This window comes from Acinetobacter seohaensis (genome assembly GCF_056431365.1).
In genome coordinates this window covers 103,357-114,695 of sequence record NZ_JBWKMK010000042.1, presented here as the reverse complement: position 1 = coordinate 114,695, position 11,339 = coordinate 103,357, and the positions used below count along the sequence as shown (strand labels likewise).

The following is an 11,339-nucleotide window of genomic DNA, read 5'->3' as shown; positions in this document are numbered from 1 at the left end:
GAATAATTCAAGTGAATTTGTTTGAAAGAAGAACTTTAAAAGCTTTATTTTCACCCGATAAAATACCCATAAAACAAGAGGAAGCTCAAATGAGCTTCCTCTTGTGAAAAATTGTGGGACAGCAATGCCCTAAAGGCTTCTTTTTACAGAAAAAAGATCAAATAAGCAACACATTAAAGCGCTGCAATTTGCTCCATATTCGCTTTAATCTTCGCTAACTGATCTGCAAATTCAGCAAGCTTCACTTTCTCACCTTCAACCACAGCAGCAGGGGCTTTTGCCACAAAACCTTCGTTAGAAAGTTTAGTTGCAATTTGGTCATGCTGTTTTTGCACTTTGTCTAAGTCTTTTTGTAGACGCCCCAATTCCGCTTTAGGGTCAATTAAACCCTTCATTGGAACGAATACAGATACGTGACCAACTACAGAAGAAGAAGACAATGGTGGTTGTTCAACATTCGCCAAGAAGGTGATGCTCTCAACTTTCGCCAATGCTTTAAACAACGGCTCAATACGAGAAATTTGTGCTTTTTCTGCTTCAGTCGTGTTCTGTAAAAGTACAGGCAATAAACGTGCATTACCTAGACCCATTTCACCACGAATGTTACGCACCGCACCAATCAAACCTTGTAGCCATTGCATATCCGCTTCGGCTTGTTCGTTGATTTTTGCTTCATCTGCAACAGGGTAGTTTGCCAACATAATGGTTTCGCCACCCAAGCCAATCATTGGCGCAAGGGTTTGCCAAATTTCTTCCGTCAAGTACGGCATGATTGGATGAGCGAGACGTAAAGAAGCTTCCATCACCGCAAGCAATACACGACGCACTTCAGCTTTGCGTTCTTCAGAAACAGACTCATCATTCAGAACAGGTTTGGTCAGCTCTACATACCAGTCGCAGTATTCATTCCAGATAAAGTCATAAATCGCTTGCGCAGCCAAGTCTAAACGGTAAGTTGCAAAGGCTTGATGAACGGCTTGTTCTGCCTTTTGTAAACGGCTCACAATCCACTGTTCAGGCAATTCCCAAAGGTCTTGACGTGCTTCTTGACCAACCGTTTGACCTTCAACATTCATCAATACAAAACGAGTTGCATTCCAAATTTTGTTGGCAAAGTTACGGTAACCTTCCACACGTTTCATATCAAACTTGATGTCACGACCTGTGTTTGCCAATGCACAGAAGGTAAAACGAACCGCATCTGTACCATACGCCTGAATCCCTTCTGGGAATTCTTTGCGGGTCGATTTTTCAATTTTCGCTGCTTGTTTCGGATTCATCAAACCAGTCGTACGTTTTTGCACCAAAGTTTCAAGATCAACACCATCAATCAAGTCTAATGGGTCAAGCACGTTGCCCTTAGACTTCGACATTTTCTGACCTTCACTGTCACGTACCAAACCGTGAACGTAAACTGTTTTGAACGGTACTTGTGGCGTGCCATCTTCATTCTTCATGAAGTGCATGGTCATCATGATCATACGCGCCACCCAGAAGAAGATGATGTCAAAACCTGTCACCAATACATCAGTGGAGTGGAAGGTATTTAAGAAGTAGTTTTCTGCATCTTTCTTGGCATCACCCGTCCAACCTAAGGTCGAGAATGTCCAAAGTGCAGAGGAGAACCATGTATCCAGTACGTCTTCGTCTTGGTTTAATTGAACATCGGCAGAGATATTGTTTTTCGCACGAACTTCTTCTTCGTTGCGACCTACATAAACATTGCCTTCAGCATCGTACCAAGCAGGAATACGGTGACCCCACCACAATTGACGCGAGATACACCAGTCTTGAATGTTGTTCATCCACGCCATATACATATTGCTGTATTGTTCAGGCACGAACTTGATGCGACCATCTTGCACCGCTTCAATTGCAGGCTGCGCCAACGGTGCAATTTTTACATACCATTGGTCGGTCAATAATGGTTCAACAATCACGCCTGAACGGTCACCGCGTGGTGGTTTTAGCGTGTACGGTTGGATTTGATCTAACCAGCCTTCTGCTTCAGCCTGTTCAACTAACTTTTTACGTGCTTCAAAACGCTCTAAACCAATGTAGTCTGCAGGTGCAGGAATGGCTTTAGAAATTTGTTCGCCTGCTTTCGCAATATATTCAAACTCAGCCAATACTTCAGCATTTTTGTTGAAGATATTGATGATTGGCAATTCGCAGCGTTTACCCACTTCATAGTCATTGAAGTCGTGTGCAGGGGTAATTTTTACACAACCTGTACCGAATTCTTTATCGACATACTCATCTTTTACGATTGGAACCGCACGACCTGTAATGGGCAGGATGATGTTTTGACCAACAAGGTGCGAATAACGCTCATCATCAAGCGCAACCGCAACCGCAGTATCACCCAGCAATGTTTCAGGACGAGTGGTTGCCACTACAATGTGATCTTTACCATCGTGAGTGCGTAGTGATTTATCTTCAAAGAAATATTTGAAGTGCCACAATGAACCTTGTTCTTCTTTATCCGACTCAACTTCTAAGTCAGAAAGGGCAGTTTGTAATTTTGGATCCCAGTTTACAAGGCGTTTGCCGCGGTAAATTAAACCTTCTTCGTGTAATTTCACGAAAACTTCTTTCACCGCATTCGATAAGCCTTCGTCCATAGTGAAGCGTTCACGTGACCAATCTACCGAAGAACCTAAACGGCGGATTTGACGGGTAATGTTACCGCCAGATTGTTCTTTCCATTCCCAGACTTTTTCGATGAATTTTTCACGACCTAAGTCATGGCGGCTGATATTTTGCGCGCCCAATTGACGCTCTACTACCATTTGTGTGGCAATACCCGCGTGGTCTGTACCCGGTTGCCATAAGGTATTTTTACCCGACATACGGTTAAAGCGCGTGAGGGCATCCATAATGGCGTTGTTAAAACCATGACCCATGTGCAAGCTACCTGTGACGTTTGGCGGCGGAATCATGATACAGAATGATTCGCCTTTTTCAGACGGCTTAAAGTAGCCGTTTTCTTCCCAAGTCTTGTACCATTTTTTCTCGATCTCGGTAGGATCGTAGGTTGTAGCAATATTTTGCGCTGAATCAGTCATAGTAAGAACAGGTTAAAAGTGAATAAAAAATTGCAACTATTGTAGCAAAAAAATTGCCCGCTAAGCGAGATTCAACTCAGCCAAACTTATCGCAATTGGCAGTTGGGCAAACTCATCGTATGATGGGCGACAAGTATGATAAAAACTTCAAGTTCTCCGTTGCCTGTAACACTGTTTTAAACTGGGTTTAAGCAATGGATTTTAAAATAGATGAAAACACATCAATACGGTCAAAATAGGCAAGTTCAGTTATGACTTATGCTGTATCTTTAAAATTAAAACCAGAAACATATCAAAGATTTCAACACATTCATCAACAACTCAATGCAGGTGAATCGGAAAGTTTATCTAAAGCTTTGGGGGCGGTACTGACCGATATTTCTTGTGAAATTATTGAGCAACTTTTTGGTGAATTGTCACGTTCTAGTCATTCACTGGATGGTGAATCTGAAAAAATTATTCAGCAAGTCATACAAACCATGCAAAAATATATGCCATGGTCGGTGTCGTTTTTTGGCAATGAACGCTTAACGCCTATGGTGAATTATCTGGCAAGCATGATGTATCAGCAGGAAGGGCAAGGTTTTGTGACTTATCCTGTCGATAGTATTGTTATGAAAGAAACGTTGGGTTGTATTGAGCAAATTCGGCAGGGCAACAGTGCATGTATTGCGCCTGCATTTAAAGGGTTTACTCAAATTATTGATCAAGGCGTAAGCTGTTTAATTCGTGATCCGAAAAAAATGCTGAAATTTAATTTGGTGGTCGATAAAACCTTAAACGGTGTGATTCAGTTAACTACGCAACTGGGCTATAAACGTCTGGAAAAAATGGGCAACCAATTTGATTTAGAAAGTGCAGAAATTTATTTGAACCATTTTCTTGGTTTTTTACAGCATCCTGCAAAACCTAAGACTTAAATTTTGATGACTTAAATTTTTAAATAACGCGGACAAACGGTTATGGCAAAACGGGAAAACTTGGAACATAAAGTGGTGTGGATTACAGGTGCATCTTCTGGCATTGGTAAGGCATTGGCAAAAGAGTGTGCTTTACAAGGTGCACAAGTGATTTTAACCGCACGTCGTTATGAAGAACTTGAAAAAGTACGCGTGAGTTTGCTGAATCCTGAACGTCATCTTTCTGTATGTGCAGACATCACCAATGAAAGTCAGGTGTTACATGCGTATGAGCAAGTGTTGGCACGTAAAGGACGCATTGACTGGCTAATTAATAACGCAGGTTTAAGTCAGCGCGCTTTAATTGCTGATACGACCATGCTGACTGAACGCACCATTATGGAAGTGGATTATTTTTCTCAGGTCTTTCTGACTAAAACCGTCTTGCCGACCTTTTTACAGCAAAAACATGGTCGCATTATTTTTGTATCTAGTGTTGCAGCATTATTGGGTACGCAATATCGCGCGTCATATTCTGCAGCGAAAAGTGCCATTCACATGTGGGCGAATAGTTTGCGTGCCGAAGTAGCGGAGCAGGGCGTACAGGTTTCAGTTGTTTTCCCAGGATTTGTGAATACCAATGTGTCTTTTAATGCGTTGAATGGTGAAGGCAAACCACAAGGACATCAAGATGAAGCCATTGAAAATGGTTTAGATGCCGATGTTTTTGCTAAAAATACAGTTAAAGCACTCATGGCAGGCGATGAATATATCGTGGTCGGGGGCGCTAAAGAAAAACTGGGCGTGTTGGTGTCGCGTTTATCGCCAAGTACTTTATATAAAATGATTCGTAAAACCAAAGTGAAGTAATTTTTAATCAAAGTGACTTCAAAATAAAATAATAAAAACAAAAAGAAGGATGAGCCATGCGTTTAATAATGAAAGGTTTTTTTTTATCAGCGCGTGGCTTTTCGCTTTCTTAGGGATGACTCAAACGACATTTGCCAAATTACAAACAAACGATGATTCGTTGTGTAAACAACCTGAATATATTGAAAAGATTTTACGACAGCACACAAATACAACCACAGTGAATGAGGACTTTTTGGCTTGTGCAGATTTCCCCAATGTTACTGAACAAACTTTAATTGCTTATGCTGAAACTCAGACAAAAGATGATCAACCTGTAGATGATTATCAGCTGACTTTTTTAACCGTAAATAGTAAAACGCAAAAGCTTCATTCAATCTATCACGTGAAAGAGCTTTTGCCTTCAGATGCAATTGAACTGCGTTCTATCCATTTAGATTTGGCGCCGTATCAAGTTTCTGAAAGCTTAAGGGCAATTGGTTTAAGAAGGAATTATGCAGGACGTTCAAGTGCCAATCCTTTTTCGGCGCAAGTACTCGATTTATATGATTTACAACATAACAAGAAAATTTTAAACGGCTTAATCGTAGCGCGCTATCAGGCAGAAACCGATACACGTTGTAATGCCAAAGTAATAGAAAGCAAAGCTATTTTAATGATCTTGCGAAATACAACTCGACAATATTTTGATATGCAATTACGTGATCGTATTCAACATTATGAAATGTCGGGCGATTTAGAAAATTGCAAAGAAACTAAACGAGTGTCTACTCAACAGCGTTTCACTTTAAAATTTGATGGTCGGCAATATCAAATTCCTCAGCCTTATCGAGATCAGTATTTATACTAAATTCTTTACAAACGCTGAAAGATGTACTCAGCGTTTTGCAGAGAATTGACTAACGCTATTTTGAACCGCCGTTCCATAAGCAAAGACTTCGACCATGCCGCCTTGCATCCCCAATTCTGTGGTGCTTAAACGCAGCCCCATAATATGATTTGCGCCCATTTTTTCAGCTTCTAATTTTAAACGGACGATGGCTTCACGACGCGCCCGCTCGACAATACTTTCATAACTGGTCAAGCGCCCGCCAAAGAAGTTCTGAATATTGGCAATCACAAACTTAAAATAATCATGAGAAATGACCACATTGCTGTGTATCAATTGCCCAAAATTGGGACTGGTCTGGAAGCGGTTATTATCAATCTGAATATAACCTAAACGCAGTTCTTGCTCGGCTAAATATTTGAAATGTTTGCGTTCGTTGTGTCGCCCAAAACCAAAGCCTACGGCAAATAAAATCGCAAAGACAACAATTTGCAGAATTAAATTATCCATGTGATGTTATTCCTGTTCAATAATCTTTGCTTTAGTGTGATGCTGGAAATGGGTCTGGAAGTTTAGGAATATCTGCCTCGACCACCACTGCTGTACCATAAACAAACAATTCCGAAGCACCTTGAGCGATATTTGAAGTAGAAAAGCGAATCCCAACAATAGCATTGGCACCTAAACCACGTGCTTTAGCAATCATACGATCCATCGCTTCTTGGCGTGATTCTTCTAGTAATTCGGTATAAGCCGTTAATTCACCACCGACAATATTTTTGAGTCCTGCCAAGAAGTCACGCCCCACATGCTTACTGCGTACGGTGCTGCCATAGACCACATCAATTTGCCGTGAAATACGATGACCTGGTACAGATTCAAGATTACTAAGCAACATAAGATTCTAATATTTAAAAACAAGACGTATTGAAGATATGAAATGTGCTTGCAAAAAGCAATAAAAAAGCCCACCGAAGTGAGCTGATTTAGTCTTTATATCTGAGCTGTTAAGCAGCAAATTTAAGGTAGACGCAAAGGCTTATTGCGCTTTACGTTCTGCCGATGATGCAGGTTGCGAAGTAGCATCTGAAGTGTTGGCTTTCACACCGCCACCCAAAGATTTATACAACTCCACCTGATTGTTCAAATTGGCTTGTTCCAACAACAATAAACCTTGTTCTGCTGCATAAGACGTACGCTGTGCATCCAACACGGTTAAATAGTTGTCAATGCCTGCGCGGAAGCGTGCATTAGATAATTTATAAGTGGTATTGGTCGCATCAACCAAGCGTTTTTGTGCCGCTAAACGATCACCAATATTTTGACGAACTGCCAAAGCATCATTCACTTCACGGAATGCAGACTGAATTGATTTTTCATAGTCAGCCAAAGCAATTTGTTGATCCGTTTCTGAAATTTTGATGTTGGCTTGGCGTGTGCCCCAATCAAAAATTGGCAAGTCGATGCTCGGGCCCACTGCCCAAACAAAACTGCCTGATTTAAACAAATCACTCAAGTCAGTTGATGCATAGCCTGCATTGCCCGTGAGGCTAATGCTTGGGAATAAACGTGCTTTTGCTGCACCAATATTGGCACCCGCAGCCGACAGTCGATACTCTGCAGTACGAATATCAGGACGGTTATTCAGCAAGTCACTTGGTAAACCAGCGTCAATTGCGGTAGTTTTGGTAATGTGCGTCACACGTTGCGTTGGCAATAACGCACTTGGAACTTGTTCGCCCACCAACAAGTTCAGCAAGTTTTGTGCTTGCGCGACTTGGGTTTTGTAGTTGGCGACATCATTACGTGCAGTTTCAACTGAAATTTGTGCCTGACGGACAGGTAATTCACTATCAATGCCGACATCAAAACGCTTTTTGTTGAGGTTATAAGACTCAAGCTGTGTTTTTAAGGTTTGGTCTGCCAGTTTTAAATTGGCATTGGCAAAAGAATAGTTGAGCCATGCTTGCGCCACCTGACCAATCAAGGCAATTTGTGTGGCATCACGCGAGCTTTGAGTTGCCAAGAAGTTATCTAATGCATTGTCTTTTAAGCTGCGTACACGACCCCAAAAATCTAGTTCGTAGGCAGTTACACCTAAACCAACGTTATAGCGTGTGTGTGTGCCTAAAGCAGTACCTTGATCTTGACGCAGTACGCCACCGCTAGCACCAATGGTAGGTAACTGGTTGTTTTCGGTAATTTGATAGGCTTGTTGGGCACGTTGGATATTCAGCGTCGCTGTGCGTAAATCACGGTTATTGTTCAATGCCATATCCAAAACTTGTAATAAGCGTTGATCGGCAAAGAAATCTTTATAACCTTGTTCAGCCACTGAAGTACCCGATGCAGCAGCAGTATAGCTGCTTGGAATACTTGCCTGAGCGACGGGCTCTGGCCCACGCATACTTTGACAAGCTGTCAAAGCAAGCGCGAGGGCAGAAACCGCAATACCACGGCCTGTATGCGACCATAAGTTTTGCATCACGATACATGCTCCTGATTATTTTGTTGTTTTGGTTTGTATTTAAAGATACTTCTAATCCAGACATAGAATACAGGAATAAAGAAGATCCCTAACAAGGTTGAGCTAATCACACCACCTAACACACCATAACCTACTGAGTGTTGGCTACCTGCACCCGCACCTGATGAAAGTGCAAGCGGCAATACACCAAAACCAAAGGCCAAAGTGGTCATAATGATTGGGCGTAAACGCATTTTTGCAGCATGCAAGGTCGCTTCAAACAGGTCTTCACCTTTTTCTTGTAGCTCTTTGGCAAATTCCACAATCAAAATCGCGTTTTTGGCTGATAAACCAATCACGGCAATAATTGCCACTTGGAAGTAAATGTTGTTGGATAGGTTCGGGTTTTTGAACAAGATCATGCCCCCGAAGGTGAGCAATAATGCTCCGACAATACCCAACGGTACCACCAACAGCACCGAGAATGGAATAGACCAGCTTTCATACAAGGCTGCCAAACACAAGAATACAATCAGTAATGACAGTGCATAGAGGAATGGTGCCTGATCGCCCGATTCACGCTCTTCAAGTGATAAACCTGTCCATTCATAGTCAAAGCCGTTTAAGCCCATAGATGGAAGTTTTGCGACAATTTCTTCCATCGCTTGCATGGCTTCACCAGAGCTGACACCTGGCGCAGGTGCACCCTGAATGTTCTTGGCAGATACGCCGTTATAGCGTTCCAAACGAGGTGAACCATAAGTCCATTCGCCTGTTGCAAAGGCAGAGAATGGCACCATTTCACCACGGTTGTTGCGGACATACCACTTGTTCAGGTCTTCAGGCATCATGCGTGAATCAGATTCGGCTTGCACATAGACTTTTTTCACGCGACCACGGTCAATAAAGTCATTGATGTACGAACCACCCCAAGCCATGCCCATGGTGCTGTTGATTTCAGCAATGCTGACACCTGCCGCACCTGCTTGCGCTTGGTCAATAATAATACGGTACTGTGGTGTATCTTCTTGACCATTTGGACGTACGCCCATTAAGCGAGGGTCTTTAGACGCTTCACCCAACACAATATTACGTGCCATGGTGAGTTTTTCATGACCATTGCCCGCAGCATCTTTCAGTTGCAAGTTAAAGCCTGAGCTGACACCTAATTCTGGCATCGCAGGAAGCTGTAATGGCATGATGTAAGTGGCATCTTTCACAATCATGTTCAGTGCCATACCACGCTGGATAATTGCACCAACTTGAGATTCAGGGCTTGTACGCTCACTCCAGTCTTTTAACTTAATGAACGCCATACCTGCGTTTTGACCAACGCCTGAGAAAGAGAAGCCTGAAACACTAAATACCGACTGCACATGCTCTTTTTCATTTTCTCTGAAAAAGTTGGTCATGCTGGTCATGGTGGCGTCAGTACGTTCCAAAGTTGCATTTGGTGGGAGTTGTACCAATGTCATCACCACGCCCTGATCTTCATCAGGCAAGAATGATGATGGTAGTTTTTGGAACACTAACACAATAATGCCCAGTACCACTGCATATAAAACCCCCGAGAAGATTTTATGATGCGTCATGCGGTTAACACCACCTTGATATTTAACCGAGAGCTTATCGAAACTGCGGTTAAACCAGCGGAAGAAACGCGCAAAAATACCGTTGCTTTCAGGCTTGTTTGGATCGTGTTGTTTAAGAATCGTGGCACATAGGGCAGGGGTAAAGGTCAACGCTACGACCAGTGACAACACCATTGCAGTCACAAGCGTAATTGAGAATTGACGATAAATAACGCCTGTAGTCCCACCAAAGAATGCCATAGGTACGAATACCGCAGACAATACCGAGGTAATCCCGATCAGTGCGCCTGAAATCTGTTTCATCGACTTTTCAGTCGCCGCCACAGGGTCAAGATGTTCTTCGACCATGACACGTTCTACGTTTTCCACCACGACAATTGCGTCATCGACCAATAGACCAATCGCCAGTACCATGGCAAACATGGTCAGGGTGTTAATCGAGAAGCCAAACATATTGATCACGGCAAAGGTACCCAGTACCACCACAGGTACGGCCATAGTTGGAATAATTGTGGCGCGCCAGTTCTGCAAGAACAGGAACATCACAATAAAGACCAAAATGATCGCTTCAATTAAGGTTTTAACAACACTCTTAATCGAAAGTTCAATAAATGGCGTGGTATCAAAAGCCAACTCATCCTTTAAACCCGCAGGGTAGTTAGGACGTAATTGCTTGAGGCGTTCTTCCACAGCAGCAGCAGTATCTAGGGCGTTAGCACCTGTAGATAATTTAATTGCGACACCGCCCGCAGGCTTGCCGTTGTATTTAGAAATAAACTGATAGTTGTCTGCACCAAGTTCAATTCGTGCCACATCACCCAAGCGCACTTGAGCGCCTGAAGCGGTATTTTTTAGAAAAATATTGCTGAATTGTTCAGGTGTTTGCAGCAAGCTTTGCGCAGTTACTGTAGCATTCAAAGCCTGACCTTGAATTGCAGGTGCGCCGCCCAATTGACCTACCGCAACCTGTGCGTTTTGGGTACGAATCGCTTGAGCAATATCACTTGGTGTGACTTGCAAGCTTGCCATTTTGGCAGGATCCATCCAAATACGCATTGCGTATGAGCCACCAAAGACTTGTACTTCACCCACACCTGCAACACGGCTCAGCGGTTCAGAAATGTTAGAGTTAACATAGTCTTTAATATCATCGGCAGACAGGCTTTCATCAGGTGAATAAAAAGCGAGAACCTGTAAGAAGCTCGCTCCTGATTTGGTCACTTTCACGCCTTGACGTTGCACATCATCAGGCAAGAGCGCCGTAGCAGATTGCAATTTGTTCTGTACTTGAACCTGTGCAATATCTGGGTCGATACCTTGTTCAAAGTTTAACGTAATGGATGCAGAACCGTTCCCCGCACTGTTGGATGAAATATAGCGCAGACCATCCAAACCGTTCATTTGTTGTTCAATAATTTGCGTTACTGTGTTTTCCACAGTTTCAGCAGATGCACCCGGATAGGTTGCAGCAATGGTGACCGTTGGCGGTGCAATGGTCGGATATTGGGCAATTGGCATATTGGTGAGGGTAATAATCCCCGCCAACATGATTACCAATGAAATCACCCATGCAAAAATGGGGCGATGAATAAAAAAGTGAGCCATTAACGTCTA

Annotated in this window: 8 protein-coding genes; 3 read left to right on the top strand and 5 right to left on the bottom strand. The window is 42.8% G+C overall.

The window, feature by feature from the left end; genetic code table 11:
- Positions 1 to 173: 173 nt before the first annotated feature.
- The gene (locus AC07E5_RS07325; protein WP_498625125.1) at positions 174 to 3,068 is read right to left on the bottom strand and encodes a valine--tRNA ligase; all 2,895 of its coding nucleotides are present in this window, start codon (positions 3,066 to 3,068) and stop codon (positions 174 to 176) included.
- Positions 3,069 to 3,319: 251 nt separating this feature from the next.
- Between AC07E5_RS07325 and AC07E5_RS07320 the strand changes: the two genes are divergently transcribed.
- The 3 genes from AC07E5_RS07320 to AC07E5_RS07310 all read left to right on the top strand — a co-directional run bounded on the left by AC07E5_RS07320 (position 3,320) and on the right by AC07E5_RS07310 (position 5,687).
- The gene (locus tag AC07E5_RS07320) at positions 3,320 to 3,988 is read left to right on the top strand and encodes a hypothetical protein (protein ID WP_498625124.1); all 669 of its coding nucleotides are present in this window, start codon (positions 3,320 to 3,322) and stop codon (positions 3,986 to 3,988) included.
- 42 nt (positions 3,989 to 4,030) lie between these two features.
- Positions 4,031 to 4,837, top strand: coding sequence for an SDR family NAD(P)-dependent oxidoreductase (locus AC07E5_RS07315; protein ID WP_179988541.1), 807 nt, complete (start codon positions 4,031 to 4,033; stop codon positions 4,835 to 4,837).
- A gap of 115 nt (positions 4,838 to 4,952) precedes the next feature.
- Positions 4,953 to 5,687 carry a PA3715 family protein gene (locus tag AC07E5_RS07310; protein ID WP_096902728.1) on the top strand — a complete coding sequence of 245 codons (735 nt, stop codon included), beginning with the start codon at positions 4,953 to 4,955 and terminating at the stop codon, positions 5,685 to 5,687.
- 27 nt (positions 5,688 to 5,714) lie between these two features.
- Here AC07E5_RS07310 and AC07E5_RS07305 read toward each other — a convergent pair whose 3' ends face one another.
- The 4 genes from AC07E5_RS07305 to AC07E5_RS07290 form a co-directional block, all read right to left on the bottom strand.
- Positions 5,715 to 6,176 (bottom strand): YbjQ family protein, encoded by a 462-nt coding sequence (locus AC07E5_RS07305; protein WP_253116383.1) that lies wholly within the window; start codon positions 6,174 to 6,176, stop codon positions 5,715 to 5,717.
- Positions 6,177 to 6,207: 31 nt separating this feature from the next.
- Positions 6,208 to 6,564: a YbjQ family protein gene (locus AC07E5_RS07300; RefSeq protein WP_004972285.1), complete on the bottom strand. Its 357-nt coding sequence runs from the start codon at positions 6,562 to 6,564 to the stop codon at positions 6,208 to 6,210.
- Between the two features lie 141 nt (positions 6,565 to 6,705).
- Complete coding sequence (gene adeK, locus AC07E5_RS07295; protein ID WP_498625127.1) at positions 6,706 to 8,151, bottom strand: multidrug efflux RND transporter AdeIJK outer membrane channel subunit AdeK; 1,446 nt, start codon at positions 8,149 to 8,151, stop codon at positions 6,706 to 6,708.
- Positions 8,151 to 11,330 (bottom strand): efflux RND transporter permease subunit, encoded by a 3,180-nt coding sequence (locus AC07E5_RS07290; protein ID WP_004972283.1) that lies wholly within the window; start codon positions 11,328 to 11,330, stop codon positions 8,151 to 8,153. The genes adeK and AC07E5_RS07290 overlap by 1 nt, the downstream gene beginning before the upstream one ends.
- Positions 11,331 to 11,339: the final 9 nt, after the last annotated feature.

What these genes read in the sequence shown, in the direction of transcription:
- AC07E5_RS07305 (WP_253116383.1), bottom strand. Translation starts at nt 6,176, where the DNA reads ATGGATAATTTAATTCTGCAAATTGTTGTCTTTGCGATTTTATTTGCC.
- AC07E5_RS07320 (WP_498625124.1), top strand. Translation starts at nt 3,320, where the DNA reads ATGACTTATGCTGTATCTTTAAAATTAAAACCAGAAACATATCAAAGA.
- AC07E5_RS07315 (WP_179988541.1), top strand. Translation starts at nt 4,031, where the DNA reads ATGGCAAAACGGGAAAACTTGGAACATAAAGTGGTGTGGATTACAGGT.
- AC07E5_RS07325 (WP_498625125.1), bottom strand. Translation starts at nt 3,068, where the DNA reads ATGACTGATTCAGCGCAAAATATTGCTACAACCTACGATCCTACCGAG.
- adeK (WP_498625127.1), bottom strand. Translation starts at nt 8,151, where the DNA reads ATGCAAAACTTATGGTCGCATACAGGCCGTGGTATTGCGGTTTCTGCC.
- AC07E5_RS07290 (WP_004972283.1), bottom strand. Translation starts at nt 11,330, where the DNA reads ATGGCTCACTTTTTTATTCATCGCCCCATTTTTGCATGGGTGATTTCA.
- AC07E5_RS07310 (WP_096902728.1), top strand. Translation starts at nt 4,953, where the DNA reads ATGACTCAAACGACATTTGCCAAATTACAAACAAACGATGATTCGTTG.
- AC07E5_RS07300 (WP_004972285.1), bottom strand. Translation starts at nt 6,564, where the DNA reads ATGTTGCTTAGTAATCTTGAATCTGTACCAGGTCATCGTATTTCACGG.